This window comes from Pseudomonas fitomaticsae (assembly GCF_021018765.1).
Lineage (GTDB): Bacteria > Pseudomonadota > Gammaproteobacteria > Pseudomonadales > Pseudomonadaceae > Aquipseudomonas > Aquipseudomonas fitomaticsae.
Window position 1 is genome coordinate 1,767,400 of record NZ_CP075567.1, and the last position, 23,958, is coordinate 1,791,357.

A 23,958-nucleotide genomic window follows, 5' to 3' on the forward strand; every position below is an offset into this window, starting at 1 on the left:
GAAATTCGAGAGGAAGAATGGAACGGGTCAACCTGAAGCTGTGTGGACAGCATGGTGCAGTACCTCGTTATTGTTCTTATTGGCGAAAACGCATCGAGGCGTTTTTCGAGAGCTACGTTTTGAAGCTATGGTGCAGGAACAGGGAAAACGGCGAAGGTCGGCAGTCGGGACCCTCGGTGAAGCGACTCTAACGGGCCAACCTTTCGCTAACCTTTCAGTATTCTTTCGCGTGTTTTCGGGCTTCACAGTGGCGGTTGCGGCTGTAAACTCCGCCGCAAAGAATGGCGTCGGCCATCCCTGAATGAGGTAGAGATCCATGCGTGTCCTGCTCGTCGAAGACCATTTGCCGCTGGCTGAAAGCGTCGCCCAGGCGCTCAAGAGCACCGGTCTGACCGTGGACGTCTTGCACGATGGCGTGGCTGCCGACCTGGCCCTGGGCAGCGAGGAGTACGCGGTGGCGATCCTTGATGTCGGCCTGCCGCGCATGGACGGGTTTGAAGTGCTGGCGCGCCTGCGGGCCCGGGGCAAGAACCTGCCGGTGCTGATGCTGACCGCTCGCAGCGACGTCAAGGATCGGGTCCATGGGCTCAATCTCGGTGCTGACGATTACCTGGCCAAGCCTTTCGAACTCACCGAACTCGAAGCGCGGGTCAAGGCCCTGCTGCGCCGCAGTGTTTTGGGTGGAGAACGTCAGCAGCGCTGTGGTGTGCTGGCCTACGATCTCGACACCCGACGCTTCACCCTCGACGATGAATTGCTGACGCTGACCTCCCGCGAACAGGCAGTGCTCGAAGCGCTGATTGCCCGTCCGGGGCGGGTGATGAGCAAGGAACAACTGGCTGCGCAGGTGTTCGGTCTCGACGAAGAGGCCAGCCCCGATGCCATCGAAATCTACGTGCATCGCCTGCGCAAGAAACTCGACGGCCATTCGGTGGCCATCGTGACTTTCCGAGGCTTGGGCTATCTGCTGGAAAGCCGCGATGCATAAGCCCAGCAGCCTGCGCTGGCGGTTGCTGTGGAACCTCGCGCTGCTGCTGGTGGTGTTGATGCTCGCCAGCGGATTGAGCGCGTACTGGAACGGTCGCGAAGCCGCCGACACCGCCTACGACCGCACGCTGCTGGCGTCGGCGCGGACCATTGCCGCTGGTCTGTCGCAGCGCGATGGCAGTCTCAGTGCCGACGTGCCGTATGTGGCGCTCGATACCTTCGCCTACGACAGCGCCGGGCGCATCTATTACCAGGTCAACGACATCCATCAAAAGCTGATTTCCGGCTACGAAAACCTGCCGGGCCCGCCACCAGGCACGCCAAGAACCGACAGCTATCCCGCCCTCGCGCGCTTTTACGACGCGAAATATCAGGGGCAAAACGTGCGTGTGGTGAGCCTGCTCAAAGCAGTCAGCGAGCCGAACATGAACGGCATGGCGGAAATTCGTGTTGCCGAAACCGACGAAGCGCGCGTCAGCATGGCCCGCAGTCTGGCGGCCGACACCTTGCTGCGTTTGGGGATGCTGGCGATTGGCGCGTTGTTGCTGGTGTGGTTTGCGGTGAGTGCTGCGCTGCGGCCGATCGAACGTTTGCGCACGGCAGTGGAAGAACGTCAGCCCGATGACCTGCGGCCGTTGCCATTGGTGGAAGTGCAGCACGAATTGTGGCCGCTGGTGCGGGCGCTCAATCACTTTACCGAACGCCTGCGCGGGCAATTCGAGCGGCAGGCGCAATTCATCGCCGATGCGGCCCATGAACTGCGCACGCCACTGGCGGCGCTCAAGGCGCGACTTGAACTGGGCTTGCGCTCAAACGAGCCACAGACCTGGCGCGACACTTTGGAATCCTCGGCACAAAGTACGGATCGCCTGACCCATCTGGCCAATCAGTTGCTGTCGCTGGCCCGGGTGGAAAACGGCGCCCGGGCGATTGCCGAGGGTGGTGCGCAGTTGCTCGATCTGAGTCAGTTGGCGCGGGAGTTGGGCATGGCCATGGCGCCGCTGGCCCACGCTCGGGGTGTCGCACTGGCGCTGGAGGCGGACGAGCCGGTGTGGCTGCGCGGCGAGCCGACGTTGCTCAACGAGTTGCTGAGCAATCTGGTGGACAACGCGCTGGCGCACACGCCGCCGGGCGGCAACGTGATTCTGCGGGTCACGGCGCCGGCGGTGCTGGAGGTTGAGGACGATGGTCCGGGCATTCCGCTGGAAGAGCGGGATCGGGTGTTCGAACGCTTTTACCGGCGCAACCAGCAGGTCGCCGGTTCCGGGCTGGGGCTGGCGATTGTCGGGGAAATCTGCCGCGCGCATCTGGCGCAGATCAGTCTGCACGATGGCGAGCAGGCGGGTTTGAAGGTACGGGTGAGTTTTGTCGCCGGTTGATCAGTAGAACATCGACCGCGATTCTTCCAGATCGGCGCACAGCGCCTTGTTTTCCGGATCGATGCCGAGTTTGCGGAATGCCGGCACGCTGAACGGATCGATGCGGGCCATCGGATGATCGGTGTCCTTGTGGCAATACAGGCTGGCCACTTGCACGATGTCGACGTAATCGATCTGCTGCGATTCGCGCTTGAGGTCCTGATACAACCCCGGCAGCTCGACCAATCGCTCGGGGAACTCCCAGACCCGCAGCAGCTTGTCGCCGAGCAACGGATGAATGTGGTCGATCACATGGTTGAGACTCACCGGATCCGACAGCAATTCGTAGTGGTCTTCGGCATAGGTCAGGATCGGCAACACGCCGATCTGATGAACCAGTCCACCGAGCGCGGCTTGATCGGGTTTTAGCTGGGTATAGCGGCGGCACAGTGCGTAGCTGACCCCGGCAATTTCCAGACTCTTGCGCCAGACTTCGCGCATCTTCTGTTCGACCACGTCGGAGCGGGCGTGGAAGATCTGCTCCATCACCAGACCGATCGCCAGGTTGCTGCTGTAATTGACGCCCAATCGCGTGATGGCGGTGTGCAGGTCGGTGACTTCCTGAGTGGGGCGCAGCAGCGGGCTGTTGACCACTTTGATCAGGCGCGCCGACAGCGCCGTGTCGCGGCCGATCACTTTGCTCAGGTCGCTGACGCTGATATCCGGGTCTTCGGCGGCCTTGCGAATCTGCAGGGCCACTTCCGGTAACGTTGGAAGAACCAGGTCATCGTTATCGATGGCCTCAACCAAATCCTGTTGGACCTTATCCGCCAGTTCACTCATGTCGTTTCTCTAGGGTGTTGCAACAAATGCTGCGATCAACGCTGGATTTCGCGGTCGCGATCCAGTTCGTAAGGCAGGTCGAGCAAGTGCAGCGCCGGACCTTCGGCCGCGCCCAGATGCAAATCGCCTGCGTCGGCAGCTTCGGCCTGCAACACCGCCAGCAGTTCAATATTCTTTTCGGTACGGGCGGCCAGCACCACTTCGCCGATGGAACTGCCGTGGCTGGGGGCAAACAGCGGGGTGCCCGGCTCCGGTAACTCACTGGCGTCCAGTTGCACGCGGTACAGGCGACGCTTGAGTTTGCCCAGGTACTGCATCCGCGCGACGATTTCCTGACCGGTGTAGCAGCCTTTCTTGAAGCTCACGCCACCGACGGCCTGCAGGTTGAGCATTTGCGGGATGAACAGCTCGCGGGTGCTTGGCATGACCTGACCGATCCCGGCGCGGATCTGGCCCAGCAGCCATTGATTGAGTTCGGCTTCGCTCAACTGCGCGGACAGTTTGCCTTTGACAGTGTCGGCCTGATCGGCGGGTACCCAGAGTTCGGCACGGTTCGGGGAGACGCGAATCGCGATCAGCCCTTCGTGGCGGGCCACGCTATCGGTGTCTGCCGGCAGTTCCAGACCCAGGCTGCTCAGGGCAGCATCGCCATGATCCAGACCGAAGCGCACCCAGGAGGCGCTTTCGTCGGTCAGTTTCGATTTGGAGAACACCGCGTATTTTTTCAGATCCGCCAGTTGTGGCTCCAGCAACTCGCCGGCCATGGCCAGCAGCACGCCGTCACCTTCAAGCACGATGCGGAAACTCGACTGCATCCGGCCTTTCTGCGTGCAGCGGGCACCAAGGCTGGCCTGGGTTTCGCTCAGGTAATTGATGTTGCAGGTCAGCTGGCCTTGCAGGAATTTGCCGGCATCCGCGCCGCGAACCGCGAGAACGCCTTCATGAGAGAGGGTGCAGAAAAAAGCAGAATCGGCCATGGGTCATCGCAGGGTAAATAGACTGGGGCACATCATAAGGGGGTGGTGTTGAAATGGGTAGTTGATAAAGGATCGGTGGTGCCCGACCAAAGCCGACTGTTCGACCCGCTTCGGGCCTGTATACTTGCGGCCTATTTGAGGAGGGCTCCATGGTCGAACAAGTTGAACTGAATCGCCTCTTTTGGCACAGCCGTCGCGGCATGCTGGAACTCGACGTGTTGCTGGTGCCGTTCGTGAAAGAGGTCTACGCCAATCTGAACGAGGTGGATCGCGCGCTGTATGTCCGCCTGCTCGAGTGCGAGGATCAGGACATGTTCGGCTGGTTCATGGAGCGCAGCGAATCGGAAGATCCCGAGCTGCAACGCATGGTTCGCATGATTTTGGATCGTGTCCAGCCCAAGTAACACGTTCGAATGCCGCTGGCATGCCTCACGGCAGTTGCTGGCGGCGTATCTTCTGGCGCAGGCATTCGCGCTGGGTTCTCTGTTTCTGTTATCGATTCCTTTCTGGGTTTCTCTGCTTGGGGCTCTCGTGTGTCTCGGCCATGCTGCGTGGGTGTTGCCACGGCAGATCCTGCTGAGTCATCCCAAGGCATTCTGCGGATTGCGCCGGGACGCGGATGGCTGGCAACTGTGGAATCGGGCCGATGGCTGGCAAGCGGTGCAATTGCGCCCGGACAGTCTGGCGCTGCCACTGATCGTGGTGCTGCGCTTTCGCTTGCGTGGTGAGCGGCGGGTCAGGTCTATCTGTGTAACGCGGGACTCGCAGGCGGCGGATCTGCACCGACGCCTGCGGGTACGCCTCAAGTTCAGCCGACGTAGGTGGGCGGCACCAGAATAGTGTCGAGTGCCTCGGGCAGCAGGTCCGGGTAGTCGAGGGTGTAATGCAGGCCTCGGCTTTCCTTGCGCTCCATGGCCGAGCGGATCATCAGTTCCGCTACCTGTGCCAGGTTGCGCAACTCGATCAGGTCACGACTGACTTTATAGTTGCTGTAGAACTCGTCGATTTCATCCAGCAGCAGACGCACGCGATGCTGTGCCCGTTGCAGGCGCTTGTTGGTGCGCACGATGCCCACGTAGTCCCACATGAATCGCCGCAATTCGTCCCAGTTGTGGGCGATGATCACGTCTTCATCGGAGTCGGTCACCTGGCTGGCGTCCCAGGCGGGCAGGGCGCGCGGGATGGCGACGTCGGGCAGTTGCTCGAGAATGTCCGCCGCTGCCGAACGGGCGTAGACGAAGCATTCGAGCAGCGAGTTGCTGGCCATGCGGTTGGCGCCGTGCAGGCCGGTGAAGCTGGTTTCGCCGATGGCATACAGACCGGGCACGTCGGTGCGGCCTTGTTGATCGACCATCACGCCGCCGCAGGTGTAGTGCGCCGCTGGTACGACCGGAATTGGTTGCTTGGTGATGTCGATGCCGAATCCGAGGCAGCGCTCATAGACGGTCGGGAAGTGCGATTTGATGAACGCTTCGGGTTTGTGGCTGATGTCGAGGTAGACGCAGTCGACACCCAGACGCTTCATTTCATGGTCGATGGCCCGGGCGACGATGTCCCGAGGCGCCAGTTCTGCACGTGAGTCGAAGCGCTGCATGAAGCGTTCGCCGTTCGGCAGCTTCAAATGAGCGCCTTCGCCGCGCAGTGCTTCGGTTACCAGAAAGCTCTTGGCTTGCGGGTGATAGAGGCAGGTGGGGTGAAACTGGTTGAACTCCAGGTTCGCCACCCGGCAACCTGAACGCCAGGCCATGGCGATGCCATCACCGCAGGCACCGTCGGGGTTGCTTGTATATAGATAGACTTTGGCGGCGCCGCCGGACGCCAGAATCACGAAGCGTGCACCGAAAGTATCGACTTCCCCGGTTTTGCGGTTGAGCACGTAGGCGCCGAGGCAACGTTCGCCTTCCAGCCCCAGCCGACGCTCGGTGATCAGATCGACCGCTACCCGCTGTTCGAGCAATTCGATGTTCGGGCGCTCTTTGGCCTGGGCCAGCAATGTCGTGAAAATCGCAGCGCCGGTGGCATCGGCTGCATGGATGATCCGTCGATGGCTGTGGCCGCCTTCGCGGGTGAGGTGGAATTCGAAGCCGCCGTCTTCCGTGCCGGACTGTTCATCGCGAGTGAACGGCACGCCCTGGTCGATCAGCCACTGGATCGCTTCCTTGCTGTGCTCAACGGTGAAACGCACCGCGTCTTCATGGCACAGGCCGCCGCCGGCATTGAGGGTGTCATCGACATGGGATTCGACGGTGTCGGTGTCGTCCAGCACGGCCGCGACGCCACCCTGGGCCCAATAGGTCGAACCGTTGGCGAGGTCGCCTTTGCTCAGTACGGCGATGCGCAAGTGACCGGGCAGGGTCAGCGCGAGACTCAAACCGGCAGCGCCGCTGCCAATCACCAGAACATCGTGTTGAAACTGTTGGCTCATTTCAGGATTCCGCTCAAAGCGACCCGGGTCGGGGTTGGCGCAGGACAGGCGGATGGGCGAGTCGAGACAGCCACACAGCCCACTAGTATATAGAGGGGTGGGGCGGCACAATAGCCGGGCCGATATGGCATTGTGAAACTACCGTGACGGAAAAATACCGACGCTTTGTCGGAAGTTTTTTTCAGCGGTTTTGGGAAAAAGCGACTGTATCGCAGATGAAACACGCTTTTTCCGCTCACGGTTGCACAATGTCGGCGCGGCACGTCTATAAATATTTGGAACTTTTGCCAGAGGCTCAAGATCAATAGACAGTTGCCCGAAACAAGGGACAGTGTCGGCTTCAATGCGGAACCTGCGGTTGGGTTCTTGCCGGCGAGCCGATGACAAGATTATTCGCGCAGCCGGTTCATCCCGCGCTGCGTTTTTCGTGCGTGCCAAATCAGAGCCCGCAGGAAACTTGCTTGGAGGGGGAGAACTTTTGCGAAAAGCCCGAGTCTATGTTTGCAAGTCCGGTCGTTTGGTCATGCAAGCCTCCTCCGAGTTTATCGAGGAGTGTTCATGCTAACCCAGGAAGAGGATCAGCAGCTGGTCGAACGCGTTCAGCGTGGCGACAAGCGAGCTTTCGATCTGCTGGTGCTGAAGTATCAGCACAAAATTCTCGGGTTGATCGTGCGTTTTGTGCACGACACCCATGAAGCCCAGGACGTCGCACAAGAAGCCTTTATCAAGGCGTATCGAGCGCTTGGAAATTTCCGCGGCGACAGTGCGTTTTATACGTGGCTGTACCGTATCGCCATCAACACGGCGAAAAACTATCTGGTTTCACGCGGCCGTCGGCCGCCGGATAGCGATGTAAGTTCCGAGGATGCAGAGTTCTATGACGGCGATCACGGCCTGAAAGATCTCGAGTCTCCAGAGCGTGCATTGCTGCGGGATGAGATCGAAGGCACTGTCCATCGAACCATTCAGCAACTGCCAGAGGATTTGCGCACGGCGTTAACTTTGCGCGAATTCGATGGTCTGAGTTACGAGGACATCGCGAGCGTCATGCAATGTCCGGTTGGTACCGTGCGCTCCCGGATTTTCCGCGCCCGGGAGGCCATCGATAAAGCCCTGCAGCCGTTGTTGCAGGAAAACTAAAGACAGCGGCGACAGCCAAGAGAGGAACGCCATGAGTCGTGAAGCCCTGCAGGAATCGCTGTCCGCAGTGATGGATAACGAAGCGGACGAACTGGAATTACGTCGAGTGCTCAATGCACTGGACGATGTTGAAACCCGTGAAACCTGGGCTCGTTACCAGATCGCTCGGGCAGCCATGCACAAGGATCTGTTGCTTCCACGTCTGGATCTCGCTGCGGCAGTTTCTGCTGCGCTGGAAGACGAAGCGACCCCTGCCAAAGTGTCCCGCGGCCCATGGCGCAGCCTCGGTCGTCTGGCCGTAGCCGCTTCGGTGACCGTTGCTGTACTGGCGGGTGTTCGTCTGTACAACCAGGACGAAATCGCTGGTGTCGAACTCGCTCAGCAATCCAATCAGCCAGTGCTGGCCGCTCCTCAGGTCAAAGGCCCGGCGGTATTGGCAGGCTATAATGAGAGTTCGGAAGCTACTGGCCCAATGGCCAATGGCGTACTGCAAGGTCAGCCAGGCTGGCACGATCAGCGTCTGCCAGGTTACCTGCGTCAACACGCTCAACAGGCTGCCTTGAAAGGCACCGAGAGCGCGCTGCCATACGCACGTGCAGCAAGCCTGGAAAACCGTTAAGGGGGATCATGCGCGCCATACCTCTACTTTCGCTTCTGCTCAGCGGCTGGTTCATTGTTCCAGCCCACGCCGACGAGGCTCAGGACTGGTTGACCCGCCTGGGCCAGGCCGAGCAGCAGCAAAGCTTTCACGGCACATTCGTTTACGAGCGTAACGGTAGTTTCTCTACCCATAACATCTGGCATCGCGTCCAGAATGGCCAGGTCCGCGAGCGTTTGCTTCAGCTCGACGGTTCGGCTCAGGAAGTCGTGCGCATTGATGGGCATACTCAATGCGTCAGCGGCACCCTGATTGCGGGGCTGGGGGATTCTCCCAATTCTGCCGCTCGCCCTCTCGATCCCCAAAAGCTGAAGAACTGGTATGAGCTTGCCGTCATTGGCAAGTCGCGCGTGGCTGGGCGTGAAGCGGTGATCGTAGCGCTCACGCCACGTGATCAGCACCGCTACGGTTTTGAACTGCATCTGGACAAGGAAACGGGCCTGCCGCTCAAGTCGCTGCTGTTGAACGACAAGGGGCAGTTGCTTGAGAGATTCCAGTTTACGCGGCTGGATACCTCTGAAGTCCCATCCGATAAAGACCTGCAAGCCAACTCCGATTGCAAGACAGTCACCCTCGACAGCGACAAGGCTTCTGCGGTCAAGACCGCACAGGTCTGGCGTTCCGACTGGCTGCCTCCTGGTTTCGAACTTACCAGCAGTTCCTCGCACAAGGATCCGGAAACGAAGACACAGGTCAACAGCCTGTTGTATGACGATGGTCTCGCCCGTTTCTCCGTATTTCTTGAGCCGCTGAACGGCGCAACCGTCACCGATACCCGGACTCAACTGGGCCCGACCGTTGCCGTATCCCGCCGTCTGACAACGCCTCAGGGCGAAATGATGGTCACGGTGGTCGGCGAGATTCCGATCGGGACCGCCGAACGGATTGCCCTGTCGATGCGCAATGATGGCGCTGCAACCAGCAAGCAGTGAGCTGATTCCAGCTATCTCCACTTCGTCGTCGAGACGTGAAATGTTTGCTGAGCATTTTCATTTGCAAAACACCCGAAAATTTTTTATAGGTCAGAGCCTCTCGGCTCTGGCCTTGTTTGTTGTTCCCGGAACAAAAATGCCGGCCTGTGGTTTCCGGTGTTCCTTGCTCCATATCGCTTAACCCTGCTCGTCGTAACGGGAGCTGTATGTCGATACCAAGCTTGAAGTCTTATCTCTCCATTTTCGCCACTGTGCTGGTGCTCGGTCAGGCTGTTCCTGCAGTCCAGGCGGCTGAAGCGGCCAGCCCGGCCAACCTGCCTGATTTCACCCAACTGGTCGAACAGGCCTCGCCTGCGGTGGTGAACATCAGTACCACGCAAAAGCTGCCGGATCGCAAAGTGAACCAGCAGATGCCTGACCTGGAAGGCTTGCCGCCGATGTTGCGCGAGTTTTTCGAACGCGGCATGCCGCCACAACAGCGTTCTCCGCGTGGTGATCGTCAGCGTGAGGCGCAATCGTTGGGCTCGGGCTTCATCATTTCGCCGGATGGCTACATCCTGACCAACAACCACGTGATCGCCGATGCCGACGAAATTCTCGTCCGTCTGGCAGATCGCAGTGAAATGAAGGCCAAGCTGATCGGCACCGACCCACGTTCCGACGTGGCGCTGCTGAAGATCGAAGGCAAGGATCTGCCAGTGCTTAAACTCGGCAAATCTCAGGATCTGAAAGCCGGTCAGTGGGTGGTCGCAATCGGTTCGCCATTCGGCTTTGACCACACCGTGACCCAAGGGATCGTCAGTGCCGTCGGCCGCAGCCTGCCTAACGAAAACTACGTGCCGTTCATCCAGACCGACGTGCCGATCAACCCGGGCAACTCCGGTGGCCCGCTGTTCAACCTGAACGGTGAAGTGGTCGGGATCAACTCGCAGATCTATACCCGTTCCGGTGGCTTCATGGGTGTGTCGTTCGCCATTCCGATCGACGTGGCCATGGACGTTTCCAATCAGCTGAAAAGCGGCGGCAAGGTCAGCCGTGGCTGGTTGGGCGTTGTCATCCAGGAAGTGAACAAGGATCTGGCCGAGTCGTTCGGTCTGGACAAGCCGGCCGGTGCGCTGGTTGCACAGATTCAGGATGACGGCCCGGCGGCCAAGGGCGGCCTGCAAGTGGGTGACGTGATCCTGAGCATGAACGGTCAACCGATCGTCATGTCCGCTGACCTGCCACATCTGGTGGGTGCGTTGAAGGCCGGCGCCAAGGCCAACCTCGAAGTGATTCGCGACGGCAAGCGCAAGAATGTCGAGCTGACTGTCGGCGCCATTCCGGACGAAGACAAGGAACTGGATGCCCTGCCGAAATCCGGTGCCGAGACCAACAGTAATCGTTTGGGTGTTTCGGTCGCCGAGCTGAGCGCCGAGCAGAAGAAAACCTACGACCTGAAGGGCGGTGTGGTGATCAAGGAAGTGCAGGACGGTCCTGCGGCCCTGATCGGTCTGCAACCGGGCGACATCATCACGCACCTGAACAACCAGGCCATTGGTTCTTCCAAGGAGTTTGCCGAGATCGCCAAGGCGTTGCCGAAGAATCGATCGGTATCGATGCGCGTTCTGCGTCAGGGCCGTGCCAGCTTCATCACCTTCAAACTGGCTGAATGATCCGATTGTTGAAGTAAAAGAAACCGCCTCGAAAGAGGCGGTTTTTTTTGTGCCCAAAATTTGTCTCGGCGCGGGCTTACCCCATCATGTCCTTGACCATGCGCTCCTGCTCCATCAGCTCGCGCTGGCGGGCATCGATGCGTGAGGACAGCGGGAAGTTGCTGCCGGCCTTGCGCTTGGCAAAATCCAGTTGCTGGATCGCCTGGCGGTAATCGCCGACCAGCGCGAAATACTCGGCACGGGCCTGATGCAGGCCGATGATGTTGCCGGACAGTCCGCGAGTCTCTGCAACCTGATACCACACGTCCGGATCGTCCGGACGCGATTTCAACAAGCCTTCCAGTGCCTTCTCCGCATCGGCGGTGCGGTTCTGTTTCAGCAGTAGATCGACGCGCACCTGATTCAGCGGGTAATTGCCAGGATACTGACTGAGCATCCGGTCAACCCGGGACTGGGCATCGGCCAGCTTGTTGTTGGTGATGTCCAGATCGATCTGCGCCAGGTTGTAGATGATCTCGTTCGGCGATTTGGCCAGCAGTTGCTTGAGATTCTCTCGTGCTTCGTTCAGCTGACCGCCCTTGATCTGGGCGATCGCCAGTCCGTAACGGGCCACATCATTGTTCGGATTATCGTCCAGTTGTGCGCGGAAGCGCTTGGCACCAAGCCCGGGCGTTTCTTCGTAGGTCAACTGGACCCGCGCGCGGATCAGTTGGTAGCGCTTGCTGTCTTCGATGCCGCCGGGTTTAGCCTGTTCGGCGCGGTTGCGGGTGTCGGCGATACGCGATTCGGTGACCGGGTGAGTCAGCAGGAATTCCGGTGGCTTGGCGTCAAAACGGTACTGGCGCATCAAGCGTTCGAACATGGTCGGCATCGAGCGTGGATCGTAGCCGGCCTTTTCCAGGTTGAGGATGCCGATGCGGTCGGCTTCCTGCTCGTTCTGGCGCGAGAAGCGCCGTTGTTCCTGGATCGCCGCCGCCTGGGTACCGGCAATCGCTGCAATGCCCGCATCGCCCGCGCCGGCAGCGGCGATCACGATACCGGCCAGCAGCGCCGCCATCATCGGCACCTGCATGCGCTGCGAGGCTTCGACGCCACGAGCGAAGTGACGCTGGGACAAGTGAGCCAGTTCGTGGGCCAGTACCGAGGCATATTCGCCCTCGGTCTGGGCGTTGAGGAACAGGCCGCCATTGACCCCGACAATCCCGCCCGGTGCCGCGAAGGCGTTGAGCTGCGGACTGTTGATCAGGATGAATTCCAGGCGTCGGTCATTGACCTGGCTGGTTTCCACCAGCTTATAGACGCTGGACTCGACGTAGTCCTTGAGCTGTGGATCGTTGAGCTGCGAAACCTGGCTGCGCAGCAGCGCCAGCCAGGCGCGACCCAATTGATATTCCTGTTGTGGCGAGACGATGGCAGAGCTGGCGTCACCGAGTGACGGCAGGTCGTCGGCGAAGCCCGGTGAGGCGAGCAGGCAAGCGAGCGTCAGCAGGGTAGGGCGCAAAAAAGTCATGCACAAAGCCTTAGTCGACAAAGACCTTACTGTAGCCGGACACCGGGCTTGCGACCAGATATTCTAGGCAGCCTGACCACCTGATCCGGAGTGACGCATGACCGACGCTGTAGCCCATGACTGTGAACTGGACGCCAGTGGCCTGAATTGTCCGTTGCCGTTGCTCAAGGCCAAGATGGCGCTGAACAAGCTGCCCAGTGGCGCGGTACTCAAGGTGATCGCCACGGATGCCGGCTCGCAACGCGACTTTCGCACCTTTGCCAAATTGGCCGGTCATACGCTGCTGCGTGAAGAAGACGAGGCGGGTGTCTACCGTTACTGGCTGAAAAAAGCCTGAAACCGACCGCGTAAATGACCTAAGGAATATTGATGTTCAAAGTGTTGCGCGACTGGATTCAGCGCTACTTCTCCGATGAGGAAGCGGTGGTGCTGGCGGTTTTGCTGTTTCTCGCCTTCACCGCGGTGCTGACGCTTGGCGGAATGCTTGCGCCGGTGCTGGCCGGGATGGTGCTGGCGTACCTGATGCAGGGGCTGGTGGTCACGCTCGAACGCCTGCGCGTGCCCGGCGGGGCGGCGGTCGGTCTGGTGTTTGCGTTGTTCATGGGCGTGCTGATGGTATTCATCGTCGTGGTGCTGCCGCTGCTCTGGCATCAGTTGATCACCCTGTTCAACGAGTTGCCGGGCATGCTCGCCAAGTGGCAATCGCTGCTGTTGTTGCTGCCTGAGCGCTATCCGCATCTGGTCTCCGACGAGCAGGTACTGCAAGCCATCGAAGCCGCGCGAGGCGAGATCGGCAAGTTCGGCCAGTGGGCGCTGACGTTCTCGTTGTCGAGCCTGCCGCTGCTGGTGAACATCATGATCTATCTGGTGCTGGTGCCGATCCTGGTGTTCTTCTTCCTCAAGGATCGGGCGATGATCGGCGAGTGGGTGCGCGGCTATTTACCGCGTGAGCGGGCGCTGATCACCCGGGTCGCCGAAGAAATGAACCGGCAGATCGCCAACTACATTCGCGGCAAGGTCATCGAGATCGTGATCTGTGGTGGCGTGACCTACATCGCTTTCGTCGCGCTGGGTCTCAACTACGCGGCGCTGCTGGCCCTGCTGGTCGGCGTGTCGGTGGTGGTGCCGTATGTCGGGGCGGTGGTGGTGACCGTGCCGGTGCTGCTGATTGCGCTGTTCCAGTGGGGCTGGAGCGATCAGTTCATCTATCTGATGGCGGTCTACGGAATCATTCAGACCCTGGATGGCAACGTGCTGGTGCCGTTGCTGTTTTCCGAAGCGGTCAATCTGCACCCGGTGGCGATCATCTGCGCGGTGCTGTTGTTCGGCGGGTTGTGGGGGTTCTGGGGCGTGTTCTTCGCGATTCCGCTGGCGACGCTGTTCAAGGCTGTGCTTGATGCGTGGCCGCGCAAGGAGCCAGTGGTGGCGCCGCTGCTTTGAGAGTGAAGCGGCGCCCGCGAGGGCGCCGACAACATCAGGCCTTGTTCAGCGCCTGAGCAGCAGCCAGCACTGCATCCACATGTCCTGGCACCTTCACACCGCGCCATTCCTGCCGCAGTACACCGTTCTTGTCGATCAGGAAGGTGCTGCGATCAACGCCCAGGTATTCCTTGCCGTAGAGTTTTTTCAGCTTGATCACGTCGAACAGCTGGCAGACGGCTTCGTCCTTGTCGCTGATCAGCTCGAACGGAAACTCCTGCTTGCACTTGAAGTTCTCGTGGGACTTCAGGCTGTCGCGGGAGATGCCGAAGATTTCCGTGTTGGCAGCCTTGAACGCTGCGTATTGATCGCGAAAGCCCTGGCCTTCGGTGGTGCAGCCCGGGGTGCTGTCCTTCGGATAGAAGTAGATCACCACTTGCTTGCCCTTGAGGGCCGACAGGCTGACAGTCTGCCCGCTGGTGGCAGGTGCTTCGAAATCCGTAACCGGTTGGTCGATGACAACGGCCATGAAAGCTTCCTTACATTGGGTTCTGTGGGCGCCAGGGTTCGATCAGTGCATCCAGGTTCATGGCGTCGGCGAAATCCAGGAACTGGTCGCGCAGCCAGCTGATCTGGGTGCCGGCGGGCAGGGTCACGGTGAACGTGGCGTTGAGCATGGTGCCGCCGGTCTGCGGTGCCTGATAGGTATCGCACGTCAGGTTTTCCAGCTCGACGTTGTGATCCATGAAGAACTGGCACAGCTCGTTGATGATGTCCGGGCGGTACGCCGAAGACACGTAAGCCACATACGGCAGGGCTTGTGGACGATTTTCCAGGGCGGCGCTGCGCACCACGTTGACGGTGAACGCATGACGCTTGGCCAGCACGGGCAGGCTGCCTTCCAGGCGGGCAAGGGCGTCCCAGCTGCCGGAGACTTCGAGCACCAGCGCGCTGCACTCGCCGTGGCGGGTCAGGCGCGAGGTGACGACCGCACAGCGGTTTTCATGGCTGGCGCGGCACAGGACGTTGGTCAGCTCCATGGGATTGGCGCCGAGGGCACTGATGACAAGGAATTGTTCGCGAACTGTGGGGGTGGACATGCAGCATTCCTAAAGCGATGAGCGGTCGGTAGGGAGAGGGCGTTGATTGCCGGGGCAATGACTGTCCGGAAGGCCCGATTCGTGTGGCGCTACGGCTCCATGAACAAGGAAGCGTACGGCAACGACACTGGAACGGGGCCCGGGAGGCCGAAACGGGAGACTGGAACCCGGCGTACAAGCTGATCAGTACCGATCAAAGTCTGAAGGGTAGCGAAAAGCGGCGCCAAGGGGAATGGCGGCACAGTACTTCGCTTGTGCAAGCATCTTGGCGCCAGTACCATTACCGCTCTCTTTTTCCGGCAGGAGCGGTTTCATGATTGCGGGCAGTATGGTGGCACTGGTCACACCCATGGATGCACAAGGGCGTCTTGACTGGGACAGCCTCAGCAAACTCGTGGACTTCCATCTCAAGAACGGCACCCATGCCATTGTCGCGGTCGGCACCACCGGCGAGTCGGCAACCCTTGATGTTGAAGAACACATCGCCGTCATCAAAGCCGTGGTCAAACAGGTTGCCGGTCGCATTCCGGTGATCGCCGGTACCGGCGCCAACTCGACCCGCGAAGCGGTCGAGCTGACCCGCAATGCCAAAGAAGCCGGCGCCGATGCCTGCCTGCTGGTCGTTCCGTACTACAACAAGCCGACCCAGGAAGGCCTGTACCAGCACTTCAAGCACATCGCCGAAGCGGTCGACATCCCGCAGATTCTCTATAACGTTCCTGGCCGCACCTCCTGCGACATGCAGGCCGAGACCGTGATCCGCCTGTCCACCGTGCCGAACATCATCGGCATCAAGGAAGCAACCGGCGACCTGAAACGCGCCAAGGCGATCATCGACGGTGTGAGCAAGGACTTCATCGTGCTGTCCGGCGATGATCCGACCGCCGTCGAGCTGATCCTGCTGGGCGGCAAGGGCAACATCTCTGTTACCGCCAACGTCGCGCCACGCGAAATGGCCGACCTGTGCGAGGCCGCGCTCAAGGGCGACGCCGAGACCGCACGGGCCATCAACGAAAAACTGATGCCGCTGCACAAGGACCTGTTCATCGAAGCCAACCCGATTCCGGTGAAGTGGGCTTTGGTCGAAATGGGCCTGATGCACCAAGGCATCCGCCTGCCGCTGACCTGGCTGAGCGCTCCTTGTCATGAAACGCTGCGCTCGGCCCTGCGCCAGTGCAACGTCCTGGTTTAATTGAGGAAGTACAACGCATGAAGCGAATGGCCGGACTTTCCGCACTTGCCTTGATTATCTCCAGCACCAGTGGCTGCGGATGGATCTGGGGCCCGGAAGGTTATTTCCGTGACCGTGGTAGCGATTACCTGGAAGCGCAACAGACTGCACCGATGCAACTGCCACCGGATGTCAGCACCTCCAAGCGCCTGGATCCGCTGCTGCCGATCCCGCGCAACGTGGCCGACGACACCGCCAAGGGTGAATACATCGTTCCGCGTCCTCAACCGCTGTCGGCCATTGCCGACGCCAGCGACTACTCGCTGCAGAAGAGCGGTGATTCGCGTTGGGTCATGGCCCAGCACCCGCCGGCCGAAGTCTGGCCAGTGGCGGTACAGTACTTCCAGGACAACGGTTTCCGTCTGGATGAACAGCGCCCGCAAACCGGCGAATTCACCACCACCTGGCAGCATTCCGACGAACTGTCCGCCGCCATGGCCAAGCGCCTGAGCGCCGCCGGCGTCAGCACCGACAGCGAAACCCGCGTGCGGGTACGCATTGAGCCAGGCGTGCAGCGCAACACCAGTGAAGTCTATGTGGTCAGCGCCGAGCGTCCTGCCGGCAGCACCGCCAATGTCGATTTCACCAACCGTTCGGTCAACACCGGTCTCGACGCCGCGCTGGTCGATGACATGCTCGCGAGCATGAGCCGTACCTCCGAGAAGGGTGGTTCGGTGTCGATGCTGGCTTCGCGTGATTTCGATACCCCGAGCCGTGTCAGCCTGAGCGAAGACGGCAGCGGCAACCCGGTACTGAACGTCGGTACGGATCTGGATCGTGCCTGGTCGAGCGTCGGTCGTGCGCTGGAGCAGGGCGAATGGCGCGTTGAAGACATCAACCGCAGCCTGGGTCTCTACTACATCAACTTGTCCGAAAAGGCCGAGAAGAAAGACGAGAAGCCTGGTTTCTTCAGCAGCCTGTTCGGCAGCGCGCCGACCAAGGAAGAAGTTGAGGCCCGTGCCGAGCGTTATCAGGTGCGCCTGAGCAAGGTCGGCGAGAACGTTCAGGTGACCGTCGAGAAAAACATCAACACCGTTGCGCCGGCCGATGTGGCCCGCAAAGTGTTGAGCGTGATTCAGGACAACCTGGGCTGATCCAATGCGTTTTGCCGTTCTCGGCAGCGGTAGCCAAGGGAACGGCACGCTGATCGCCAGTGCTGATACGTATGTGCTGGTGGATTGTGGTTTTTCCCTGCGGGAAACCGAAAAACGCCTGTTGCGCCTGGGTGTGAACCCGGCGCAACTGAGCGCGATACTCGTAACCCACGAACATGCCGACCACGTGCATGGCGTGGGTTTGCTGTCTCGGCGCTACAATCTGCCTGTCTACCTCAGTCGCGGCACACTGCGCGGGATGCGCAAACCGATTGAACCCGCCGGTTTCGTGACCGGTGGCGAGCAACTGCAGATCGGTGCTCTGAACATCGGGGTCATTGCCGTGGCCCATGATGCGCAGGAACCGACCCAGTACGTGTTCAGTGACGGTGAGCGACGCTTCGGCCTGCTGACCGACCTGGGCTCTTACTGCGAGCGGGTGCTGGAAGGCTATCGGGACCTCGATGCGTTGATGATCGAGTCCAATCACTGTCGCGACATGCTGGCCCGTGGTCATTACCCGTACTTTCTCAAGCAGCGGGTGGGCGGCGAGCTGGGACATTTGAACAACCATCAGGCGGCATTCCTGGTGGCCGAGTTGGGCTGGCAAGGCCTGCAACACCTGGTCCTGGCCCATCTGAGCAGCAAGAACAACCTGCCGCAGCTGGCCCGGCAATGTTTTGTCGACACCCTCGGGTGCGACCCGGACTGGCTGCAACTGGCCGATCAAGATTCAGGGCTCGACTGGCGCCACATCGCCTAGCCCATCTACTTAGCAAGCGGAGCCCATCATGGAAAAACGTGAAGAACTCTACCGCGGCAAAGCCAAATCGGTTTACAAGACCGACGACGCTGACCGCTTGATCCTGCTGTTTCGCAACGACACTTCGGCGTTCGACGGCAAGCGCATCGAGCAGCTCGACCGCAAAGGCATGGTGAACAACAAGTTCAACGCCTTCATCATGCAGAAACTCGAAGCGGCCGGTATCCCGACCCAGTTCGACAAGCTGCTGGCCGACAACGAAGTGCTGGTGAAAAAACTCGACATGATCCCGGTCGAGTGCGTCGTGCGTAACTACGCCGCCGGCAGCCTGGTCAAGCGTCTGGGCGTCGAGGAGGGCATGAAGCTCAACCCGTACACCTTCGAACTGTTCCTGAAGGACGACGCCAAGGGCGACCCGTTCATCAACGAATCCCACGTCGTGGCATTCGGCTGGGGCACCGCCGAGCAACTGGCGCGCATGAAAGAACTGTCGCTCAAGGTCAACGAAGTCCTGAGCAAACTGTTCGACGACGCAGGCCTCTTGCTGGTGGACTTCAAGCTTGAATTCGGCGTGTTCAGCGACGGCTCCATCGTCCTGGGCGACGAGTTCAGCCCGGACGGCTGCCGTCTGTGGGACAAGGACACCAAGAAGAAGATGGACAAGGACCGCTTCCGTCAGGGCCTCGGTGACGTCATCGAAGCCTACGAAGAAGTCGCCAACCGTCTGGGCGTACCGCTTTAATCGACGCAAGCATCTGATAACACGGAAAAAATTTCGTCTGGGGGTTTCCCATTCAGCGAAAGTGTTGTTATGATGCGCGCCGTTGGAGAGATGCCAGAGTGGCCGAATGGGACGGATTCGAAATCCGTTGTACCTTCACCGGTACCTAGGGTTCGAATCCCTATCTCTCCGCCATACATAGAAAAAGCCCCGTAGCTGAAAATCTACGGGGCTTTTTCGTTTCCGATCCAGCGCAATTCGCTACCCCAACTACTTCTGCCCCAAATCCACCACCTCCCAACTATCATCCGGATCAAACCGCTTCATCGCCTTCGCCACCTTCTCCCCATCCGGCCCAAGATCCTTCTGAAACACCTGGCCCTCATGGCTGATCATGAAGCTCATCACCCCGGTGTCGGCATACTTCGCAGGCCACGCGATCAAGGCGAACCCCCGACTCATCTTGTCTCCAATCAGATAGCTGTAAGCGCCGCCCGGGGCTGACGGGCCTTGGGCGTCGAGGATGCGGAAGTGGTAGCCGTGCCAGTCTTCGTCGTTGATGGCCTGGCCGAAGGCGGGGCCGAGGGGGCTGATCTGGCCGCTGTCGTCTTCTGGCCAATAGAGGCCGTCGTGTTTGCCGGGGGAGCTGAAGATTTTCTGTGCGTATTCGAGGGCGCCGTCGCCGTCGCGGTCTTCCGAGGCGTAGTCCATTTGGGCGTCGTGGTAGGCCAGCGCCGATTGCACTGCTGCCAGTTCGTTACGACCGATGCGGCGGGAGCGAATTTCGACCTGGGCGGCGTTCATGTCGAAGCGCCAGCCGGTTTTGTCTTTGATGAGGGGGATGGGCAGCGTCCAGTGATCGGGCCCGACGGAGAGCACGGCCTTGCTGTCGCCGGTCTTTTCCAGAGTGTGCTGTTCGCGATATTGCTGCAGGAAGGCATCGACATCGCTGCGCTGTACACCTTCACGGGGAATGAAGCTGTGCCATTCCTCGCCCAGCAGTTCGGTCAGGCGTTTTTGGTCGGCGTGTTGGGTACCGAGGGCTTCAACGAAGGCGTCAGCGGCTTTTTCCGGGGTTGGAAATACCTGCTGGGCCGAAACGAAGGTCGACAATGCGAGGCCGGCTGCGAGGGTCAGGCAGCTCCTGAACAGAGAATGAATGTTCATCGACGGCCACCTCCTCTCTGACGCATGCCCCCGCCGGATGGCCGGCTGATCTGATGTCCGGCGGCGCGTGAGACGTTGGGACGTTGCGCGGAAATCTGGCTGGCCCGGCCGCGATCAGCCTGGGCTCGGGTCTGTGACGGGGAGCGCGCGCCAGCGAAGGCGTTGTTGCGCGCACTGCCCGCTGCGGGTCGGGCTTGAGACGCACGGTTGTCACGTTGATTGGCGCCCGGCTGGCGCGCCTCCCGCGTGTTGCCTTGAGCACGGTCGGCGGCTCTGGGTCTGTCCGCACCACCTTGCATGCGGTTGCCGACATTGGCGGATTGCGCTTCGCGGACTTGATTACGGGCCTCCCGATTGCTGGTGGCGGGGCGTTCGATACCGGCCCTGTCCATCGAACTGCGAGCCCGCTCCCGAGCCTGTGCCCGCTGCGCGTTGTCCCCGCGATAGGCGTCACGCTGAGCCGCGCCGTCCAGCTGCCGGCCATACTGCGCGCGGCTGCGGTTGTCACGATAGGGCACGCCATCGCGATGCACGGTGTTGTGCTGCCACTTGTTCTGGTTGTTGGTGATCCGGTTGTTGGCGTTGATGTTGTTGTAACGGTTCACATCGATATCGATATCGTTATTACCCCAATCACAATCACCCCATAACGATGCGACGATCGCCACGCCCGTACCGAAGGCCAGCCCGGCCACCAGTGCCTGACCCGGGTAGTAAGCGGGCGGCGGCGGGTAATACACCGGCGGCGAGGCGGGATAAGGCCAGGTGCCGTAAGTTGTGCTCGGGTTATAGGTCGGGACGTAGACCACCTGCGGATCGGCGGGCTGAATGATGATGGTCGTGTTGTCGGCCGGCTTGGTTGTCCCGGCTGAGATGGGCGGCGTTACGTTCTGCACCGTCACATTCTGATATTGATTGCTCTGCAGATTGCCCGCCGCCTGGGCCTGACGCCGCAAACGCTGAACGCCGGCCATGAGTTCGTCAGGCTGAGCCAGAAAGGCATCCCCCAGACGTTGCACCCAGACCGGATCCTGCCCCAGTGTTGCCAAGACCTGCGGAAACGCCACCAACGCCTGCACGCTGGGATCCCACGTCTGGCTGGCCACTTGCTTGACTGCGTCATCGCCCTTGGCGTCCGGATGCGCCTTGGACCAGGCCGCGGCTTCGGCGACTTCTCCCGGATAAGTGGCGGCCATCAGCACTTGAGCAAGAAGGGGATCGGGATACAGGGCAATCGACGCGAGCATCTGGTCGAGCTGCTCCGTGGTAAACACGGCATCTTTGACCGGAGCGGTGGCAGCCGCCGGGGCCGCAGGCGCATCGGCGGCCTGCAACAACAGCGGTGCAGCGCTCAAGGCGAGCATGAGCGACGCGGCACGCAAGAGCGAACTGTGCATGACCTCTTCCCCACATCCAGATGGCAGGTTTGCAACACGCGAGGCATCAACGGCCGACATCGGACGCTGCGCCGTGATGGAGGATGGTTGGCGATTGGCGTTCCGTCAAAACCTGTACAGGCTTTTTCGCAATAAGCACGTTGCCAGAGCGTAACCGCCCGCTTGCTTGCGTTTTGCGATAAATGACTAAACTTTCCGGTTCCAGGTCATGCAATGCCAACGAGCCTGGCTGTCGCTCCAACCCGAGAGGTCTGGTCATGGCAAAGGGAAAGAAGAAAGACTCGCCCCGAGAAAAACCTGACGAACATACGAAGCTGTCGAACAAGGACTACCTGGCCGAGCTGCGCCGCCTGCATATCGAACTGGTGAAAATGCAGGAATGGGTGAAGGCTGAAGGCATCAAGATCTGCATCATTTTCGAAGGCCGTGACGGTGCGGGCAAGGGCGGCACTATCAAGGCGCTCACCGAGCGGGTCAGCCCGCGGGTATTTCGCGTCATCGCGTTGCCGGCCCCGACCGATCGCGAGAAGAGCCAGATGTACATGCAGCGCTACCTGCCACATTTGCCGGCGGCCGGCGAAGTGGTGATCTTCGATCGCAGTTGGTACAACCGCGCCGGCGTCGAGCGGGTGATGGGCTTTTGCACGGACAAGCAGGTCGACAAGTTTCTCAAGACCGTCCCGCTGGTGGAGCGCGCAGTTGTCGGTTCGGGAGTGATCCTGCTCAAGTACTGGCTGAATGTCAGCCAGGAAGAACAGACCCGGCGCCTGGAGGCGCGCATTGTCGACGGGCGCAAGATCTGGAAGCTGTCGCCCATGGATCTCAAGTCCTACAGTCGCTGGTATGACTACTCCCGGGCGCGGGACGACATGATCGAAGCGACCGACACCGATTACGCACCGTGGCTGGTGGCCAACTCGAACGACAAGCGTCGGGCGCGGCTCAATATCATCTCCGACCTGCTCAGTCGTATCCCCTACAAAGAGGTGCCGCGAGAAAAGGTGACGTTGCCCAAACGGCAGAAACCGGGGGGGTACAAAGAGTCGGATTATCCCTTCAGGCACATTCCCGAAAGGTTCTGAAGCAACTTCAGAAGTCGCCGGAGCTGCCAGTACAGGCAGCCCGGCGTCTTGGGTAATACTCAGATCTCCTTGATCGGGGTGTCACCCTGCACAGCTTTGATCAACTCGATCACATGCAGACAATCCGCTTTGTTCACATACGATTCGCCACTGGCGACCGTCTCGTGATTCCCCGCCCTTAATCTCCAGCGCCATTGGCCCTTGCCGGTGCTCGGGGTGCCTTTGGATTGCCTGTAAATCTCGAAATACATTCAGTTCGCTCCATGCGATTTATGTGCGACAACCGGTGTGACGCCTCGACGCAAGCCTAGCGGAGCGCGGATTTTTGGCTATCGGGGATTTGTTTCCAATCGTTGGTGAATGTTTCTGGAAGGCGCGGGCCAGAGCGCAGGGATTGGCCTGCGGATTGGCCGGAACGCCCTCGTTTCACCCTTGCATGACATTCCGGGCTGCTGCTTAATACGGTGCGGCTGATGGCGTCGAACCGGCTTCGACGACCGACAAACACTATAAGAAAGAGCAGTCCATTGACCCATTCGCACGGAACGCAGCACGCGGGCCCGGTGAAGTTATCGCTGGTGGTTCCCGTATTCAATGAAGAGGAGAGCCTTGACGGCTTTCTCTTGCGCATTCGACAGGTATTCGAGCACGAGACGCTGGTCGAGCTGGAGCTGGTGTTCGTCAATGACGGCAGTGGCGATGCGACTCTTGAGCGGTTGCTGCATTGCCAGCAAAGCGACGGGCGCATCCGTGTGGTCGATCTGAGCCGCAATTTCGGCAAGGAAGCGGCGTTGTCCGCCGGTTTGCAGATCGCCACCGGGCAGATCGTGGTGCCGATCGACGTTGATCTGCAGGATCCGCCCGAGGTCATCCTGCAGATGATCGAACGCTGGCGGGAGGGTTTCGAGGTGGTGCTCGGTCACCGCATCAGTCGACGCAGCGACACCTGGGCCAAGCAGACTTCCGCCAACTGGTTCTATCGACTCCACAATAAAATTGCCGACCAGCCGCTGCCGGAGAATGTCGGTGATTTTCGCCTGATGGATCGTTGCGTGGTCGACGCGCTGCTGACCTTGCCCGAGTCACGGCGCTTCATGAAAGGCCTGTTCGCCTGGGTCGGATTTCGCACTACACAGGTCGAGTACGAACGCCCGGAGCGGGCAGCGGGGCAGAGCAAGTTCAATGGCTGGCGGCTGTGGAACTTTGCCCTGGAGGGTATCACCAGCTTCAGTACCGAGCCGCTGCGGATCTGGACGTATCTGGGGGCGCTGGTATCACTGGTGTCGTTTGCCTTTGCGATGTTCATCGTGCTGCGCACAGTGCTGCACGGTGTCGATCTGCCGGGCTATGCGTCGCTGATGGTAGCGGTGACATTCCTCGGTGGCTTGCAATTGATTGGTATCGGCGTGCTCGGCGAGTACCTGGGCCGCACCTACATCGAAGCGAAGCGCAGGCCGGTTTTCCTGGTACGCCGCATCTACGACCCCAAGGACTGACAG

At 60.2% G+C, this 23,958-nt stretch carries 25 protein-coding genes and 1 tRNA gene; 17 read left to right on the forward strand and 9 right to left on the reverse strand.

Features of this window, described 5'->3' with window-relative positions:
• The first annotated feature begins 316 nt into the window (after positions 1 to 316).
• Both KJY40_RS07950 and KJY40_RS07955 read left to right on the forward strand, forming a co-directional pair.
• Entirely contained in the window at positions 317 to 988 is a 672-nt protein-coding gene (locus tag KJY40_RS07950) for a response regulator (RefSeq protein ID WP_230735997.1), read from the forward strand.
• Positions 981 to 2,366 (forward strand): sensor histidine kinase, encoded by a 1,386-nt coding sequence (locus KJY40_RS07955; protein ID WP_230736000.1) that lies wholly within the window; start codon positions 981 to 983, stop codon positions 2,364 to 2,366. Before KJY40_RS07950 ends, KJY40_RS07955 begins: the two co-directional genes overlap by 8 nt.
• Here KJY40_RS07955 and KJY40_RS07960 read toward each other — a convergent pair whose 3' ends face one another.
• Together KJY40_RS07960 and ygfZ are read right to left on the reverse strand one after the other, a co-directional pair.
• The gene (locus tag KJY40_RS07960; RefSeq protein ID WP_230736002.1) at positions 2,367 to 3,188 is read right to left on the reverse strand and encodes an HDOD domain-containing protein; all 822 of its coding nucleotides are present in this window, start codon (positions 3,186 to 3,188) and stop codon (positions 2,367 to 2,369) included. It lies immediately after the preceding gene.
• Between the two features lie 35 nt (positions 3,189 to 3,223).
• Positions 3,224 to 4,165, reverse strand: a complete 942-nt coding sequence (gene ygfZ / locus KJY40_RS07965) for a CAF17-like 4Fe-4S cluster assembly/insertion protein YgfZ (RefSeq protein ID WP_230736004.1) — start codon at positions 4,163 to 4,165, stop codon at positions 3,224 to 3,226.
• Positions 4,166 to 4,314: 149 nt separating this feature from the next.
• Here ygfZ and KJY40_RS07970 point away from each other — a divergent pair, with 149 nt between their 5' ends.
• Complete coding sequence (locus KJY40_RS07970) at positions 4,315 to 4,569, forward strand: FAD assembly factor SdhE (RefSeq protein ID WP_007957989.1); 255 nt, start codon at positions 4,315 to 4,317, stop codon at positions 4,567 to 4,569.
• Positions 4,553 to 5,005 carry a protein YgfX gene (locus KJY40_RS07975; protein ID WP_230736005.1) on the forward strand — a complete coding sequence of 151 codons (453 nt, stop codon included), beginning with the start codon at positions 4,553 to 4,555 and terminating at the stop codon, positions 5,003 to 5,005. Before KJY40_RS07970 ends, KJY40_RS07975 begins: the two co-directional genes overlap by 17 nt.
• On the opposite strand, the gene nadB is transcribed toward KJY40_RS07975, so the two are convergent.
• A complete protein-coding gene (gene nadB, locus KJY40_RS07980) occupies positions 4,974 to 6,590 on the reverse strand; it encodes an L-aspartate oxidase (RefSeq protein ID WP_007957994.1) in 1,617 nt (538 codons plus the stop codon). The genes KJY40_RS07975 and nadB overlap by 32 nt on opposite strands.
• A 558-nt stretch (positions 6,591 to 7,148) precedes the next feature.
• On the opposite strand from nadB, the gene rpoE reads away from it, so the two are divergent.
• The 4 genes from rpoE to KJY40_RS08000 all read left to right on the forward strand — a co-directional run bounded on the left by rpoE (position 7,149) and on the right by KJY40_RS08000 (position 10,975).
• Positions 7,149 to 7,730, forward strand: a complete 582-nt coding sequence (rpoE, locus tag KJY40_RS07985; protein ID WP_003172477.1) for an RNA polymerase sigma factor RpoE — start codon at positions 7,149 to 7,151, stop codon at positions 7,728 to 7,730.
• 31 nt (positions 7,731 to 7,761) lie between these two features.
• Complete coding sequence (locus tag KJY40_RS07990; RefSeq protein ID WP_230736008.1) at positions 7,762 to 8,349, forward strand: sigma-E factor negative regulatory protein; 588 nt, start codon at positions 7,762 to 7,764, stop codon at positions 8,347 to 8,349.
• Positions 8,350 to 8,357: 8 nt separating this feature from the next.
• Positions 8,358 to 9,320, forward strand: a complete 963-nt coding sequence (locus KJY40_RS07995) for a MucB/RseB C-terminal domain-containing protein (RefSeq protein ID WP_230736010.1) — start codon at positions 8,358 to 8,360, stop codon at positions 9,318 to 9,320.
• A gap of 206 nt (positions 9,321 to 9,526) precedes the next feature.
• Positions 9,527 to 10,975, forward strand: a complete 1,449-nt coding sequence (locus KJY40_RS08000) for a DegQ family serine endoprotease (RefSeq protein WP_085747221.1) — start codon at positions 9,527 to 9,529, stop codon at positions 10,973 to 10,975.
• Between the two features lie 76 nt (positions 10,976 to 11,051).
• Here the strand turns inward: KJY40_RS08000 and KJY40_RS08005 are convergent, their stop codons facing one another.
• Positions 11,052 to 12,485: a M48 family metalloprotease gene (locus tag KJY40_RS08005; RefSeq protein WP_074691092.1), complete on the reverse strand. Its 1,434-nt coding sequence runs from the start codon at positions 12,483 to 12,485 to the stop codon at positions 11,052 to 11,054.
• Positions 12,486 to 12,582: 97 nt separating this feature from the next.
• Between KJY40_RS08005 and KJY40_RS08010 the strand changes: the two genes are divergently transcribed.
• Together KJY40_RS08010 and KJY40_RS08015 are read left to right on the forward strand one after the other, a co-directional pair.
• Positions 12,583 to 12,822, forward strand: coding sequence for a sulfurtransferase TusA family protein (locus KJY40_RS08010; RefSeq protein WP_230736012.1), 240 nt, complete (start codon positions 12,583 to 12,585; stop codon positions 12,820 to 12,822).
• A 32-nt stretch (positions 12,823 to 12,854) separates the two neighbouring features.
• The gene (locus KJY40_RS08015) at positions 12,855 to 13,925 is read left to right on the forward strand and encodes an AI-2E family transporter (RefSeq protein ID WP_007958012.1); all 1,071 of its coding nucleotides are present in this window, start codon (positions 12,855 to 12,857) and stop codon (positions 13,923 to 13,925) included.
• Positions 13,926 to 13,959: 34 nt separating this feature from the next.
• Here the strand turns inward: KJY40_RS08015 and KJY40_RS08020 are convergent, their stop codons facing one another.
• Both KJY40_RS08020 and KJY40_RS08025 read right to left on the reverse strand, forming a co-directional pair.
• Positions 13,960 to 14,433, reverse strand: a complete 474-nt coding sequence (locus tag KJY40_RS08020) for a peroxiredoxin (protein ID WP_064594118.1) — start codon at positions 14,431 to 14,433, stop codon at positions 13,960 to 13,962.
• A gap of 10 nt (positions 14,434 to 14,443) precedes the next feature.
• Positions 14,444 to 15,004 carry a glycine cleavage system protein R gene (locus KJY40_RS08025; RefSeq protein WP_007958014.1) on the reverse strand — a complete coding sequence of 187 codons (561 nt, stop codon included), beginning with the start codon at positions 15,002 to 15,004 and terminating at the stop codon, positions 14,444 to 14,446.
• A gap of 313 nt (positions 15,005 to 15,317) precedes the next feature.
• On the opposite strand from KJY40_RS08025, the gene dapA reads away from it, so the two are divergent.
• From dapA to KJY40_RS08050, 5 genes are all read left to right on the forward strand, one after another.
• Positions 15,318 to 16,196, forward strand: a complete 879-nt coding sequence (dapA, locus tag KJY40_RS08030) for a 4-hydroxy-tetrahydrodipicolinate synthase (RefSeq protein ID WP_007958015.1) — start codon at positions 15,318 to 15,320, stop codon at positions 16,194 to 16,196.
• A 17-nt stretch (positions 16,197 to 16,213) separates the two neighbouring features.
• Entirely contained in the window at positions 16,214 to 17,329 is a 1,116-nt protein-coding gene (gene bamC, locus KJY40_RS08035; RefSeq protein ID WP_230736013.1) for an outer membrane protein assembly factor BamC, read from the forward strand.
• A 4-nt stretch (positions 17,330 to 17,333) separates the two neighbouring features.
• Positions 17,334 to 18,092: an MBL fold metallo-hydrolase gene (locus tag KJY40_RS08040; protein ID WP_230736016.1), complete on the forward strand. Its 759-nt coding sequence runs from the start codon at positions 17,334 to 17,336 to the stop codon at positions 18,090 to 18,092.
• 28 nt (positions 18,093 to 18,120) lie between these two features.
• Complete coding sequence (gene purC, locus KJY40_RS08045; protein ID WP_007958019.1) at positions 18,121 to 18,834, forward strand: phosphoribosylaminoimidazolesuccinocarboxamide synthase; 714 nt, start codon at positions 18,121 to 18,123, stop codon at positions 18,832 to 18,834.
• Between the two features lie 84 nt (positions 18,835 to 18,918).
• Positions 18,919 to 19,008, forward strand: a tRNA-Ser gene (locus KJY40_RS08050).
• 75 nt (positions 19,009 to 19,083) lie between these two features.
• Here KJY40_RS08050 and KJY40_RS08055 read toward each other — a convergent pair.
• Both KJY40_RS08055 and KJY40_RS08060 read right to left on the reverse strand, forming a co-directional pair.
• A complete protein-coding gene (locus KJY40_RS08055) occupies positions 19,084 to 19,980 on the reverse strand; it encodes a DUF2950 domain-containing protein (RefSeq protein ID WP_230736018.1) in 897 nt (298 codons plus the stop codon).
• Positions 19,977 to 21,377 carry a DUF3300 domain-containing protein gene (locus KJY40_RS08060; protein ID WP_230736020.1) on the reverse strand — a complete coding sequence of 467 codons (1,401 nt, stop codon included), beginning with the start codon at positions 21,375 to 21,377 and terminating at the stop codon, positions 19,977 to 19,979. The genes KJY40_RS08055 and KJY40_RS08060 overlap by 4 nt, the downstream gene beginning before the upstream one ends.
• Before the next feature lie 257 nt (positions 21,378 to 21,634).
• Here KJY40_RS08060 and ppk2 point away from each other — a divergent pair, with 257 nt between their 5' ends.
• Positions 21,635 to 22,459, forward strand: a complete 825-nt coding sequence (gene ppk2, locus KJY40_RS08065) for a polyphosphate kinase 2 (protein ID WP_039772662.1) — start codon at positions 21,635 to 21,637, stop codon at positions 22,457 to 22,459.
• Between the two features lie 59 nt (positions 22,460 to 22,518).
• On the opposite strand, the gene KJY40_RS08070 is transcribed toward ppk2, so the two are convergent.
• Complete coding sequence (locus tag KJY40_RS08070; RefSeq protein WP_230736023.1) at positions 22,519 to 22,710, reverse strand: YegP family protein; 192 nt, start codon at positions 22,708 to 22,710, stop codon at positions 22,519 to 22,521.
• Positions 22,711 to 22,986: 276 nt separating this feature from the next.
• On the opposite strand from KJY40_RS08070, the gene KJY40_RS08075 reads away from it, so the two are divergent.
• Entirely contained in the window at positions 22,987 to 23,955 is a 969-nt protein-coding gene (locus KJY40_RS08075; protein ID WP_230736025.1) for a glycosyltransferase family 2 protein, read from the forward strand.
• The last annotated feature ends 3 nt before the right edge of the window (positions 23,956 to 23,958 follow it).

Bases quoted from the DNA above. Each gene is read 5' to 3' on its own strand.
- KJY40_RS07950 (WP_230735997.1), top strand. From the start codon at position 317: ATGCGTGTCCTGCTCGTCGAAGACCATTTGCCGCTGGCTGAAAGCGTC.
- KJY40_RS07955 (WP_230736000.1), top strand. From the start codon at position 981: ATGCATAAGCCCAGCAGCCTGCGCTGGCGGTTGCTGTGGAACCTCGCG.
- KJY40_RS07960 (WP_230736002.1), bottom strand. From the start codon at position 3,188: ATGAGTGAACTGGCGGATAAGGTCCAACAGGATTTGGTTGAGGCCATC.
- ygfZ (WP_230736004.1), bottom strand. From the start codon at position 4,165: ATGGCCGATTCTGCTTTTTTCTGCACCCTCTCTCATGAAGGCGTTCTC.
- KJY40_RS07970 (WP_007957989.1), top strand. From the start codon at position 4,315: ATGGTCGAACAAGTTGAACTGAATCGCCTCTTTTGGCACAGCCGTCGC.
- nadB (WP_007957994.1), bottom strand. From the start codon at position 6,590: ATGAGCCAACAGTTTCAACACGATGTTCTGGTGATTGGCAGCGGCGCT.
- rpoE (WP_003172477.1), top strand. From the start codon at position 7,149: ATGCTAACCCAGGAAGAGGATCAGCAGCTGGTCGAACGCGTTCAGCGT.
- KJY40_RS07990 (WP_230736008.1), top strand. From the start codon at position 7,762: ATGAGTCGTGAAGCCCTGCAGGAATCGCTGTCCGCAGTGATGGATAAC.
- KJY40_RS07995 (WP_230736010.1), top strand. From the start codon at position 8,358: ATGCGCGCCATACCTCTACTTTCGCTTCTGCTCAGCGGCTGGTTCATT.
- KJY40_RS08000 (WP_085747221.1), top strand. From the start codon at position 9,527: ATGTCGATACCAAGCTTGAAGTCTTATCTCTCCATTTTCGCCACTGTG.
- KJY40_RS08005 (WP_074691092.1), bottom strand. From the start codon at position 12,485: ATGACTTTTTTGCGCCCTACCCTGCTGACGCTCGCTTGCCTGCTCGCC.
- KJY40_RS08010 (WP_230736012.1), top strand. From the start codon at position 12,583: ATGACCGACGCTGTAGCCCATGACTGTGAACTGGACGCCAGTGGCCTG.
- KJY40_RS08015 (WP_007958012.1), top strand. From the start codon at position 12,855: ATGTTCAAAGTGTTGCGCGACTGGATTCAGCGCTACTTCTCCGATGAG.
- KJY40_RS08020 (WP_064594118.1), bottom strand. From the start codon at position 14,433: ATGGCCGTTGTCATCGACCAACCGGTTACGGATTTCGAAGCACCTGCC.
- KJY40_RS08025 (WP_007958014.1), bottom strand. From the start codon at position 15,004: ATGTCCACCCCCACAGTTCGCGAACAATTCCTTGTCATCAGTGCCCTC.
- dapA (WP_007958015.1), top strand. From the start codon at position 15,318: ATGATTGCGGGCAGTATGGTGGCACTGGTCACACCCATGGATGCACAA.
- bamC (WP_230736013.1), top strand. From the start codon at position 16,214: ATGAAGCGAATGGCCGGACTTTCCGCACTTGCCTTGATTATCTCCAGC.
- KJY40_RS08040 (WP_230736016.1), top strand. From the start codon at position 17,334: ATGCGTTTTGCCGTTCTCGGCAGCGGTAGCCAAGGGAACGGCACGCTG.
- purC (WP_007958019.1), top strand. From the start codon at position 18,121: ATGGAAAAACGTGAAGAACTCTACCGCGGCAAAGCCAAATCGGTTTAC.
- KJY40_RS08055 (WP_230736018.1), bottom strand. From the start codon at position 19,980: ATGAACATTCATTCTCTGTTCAGGAGCTGCCTGACCCTCGCAGCCGGC.
- KJY40_RS08060 (WP_230736020.1), bottom strand. From the start codon at position 21,377: ATGCACAGTTCGCTCTTGCGTGCCGCGTCGCTCATGCTCGCCTTGAGC.
- ppk2 (WP_039772662.1), top strand. From the start codon at position 21,635: ATGGCAAAGGGAAAGAAGAAAGACTCGCCCCGAGAAAAACCTGACGAA.
- KJY40_RS08070 (WP_230736023.1), bottom strand. From the start codon at position 22,710: ATGTATTTCGAGATTTACAGGCAATCCAAAGGCACCCCGAGCACCGGC.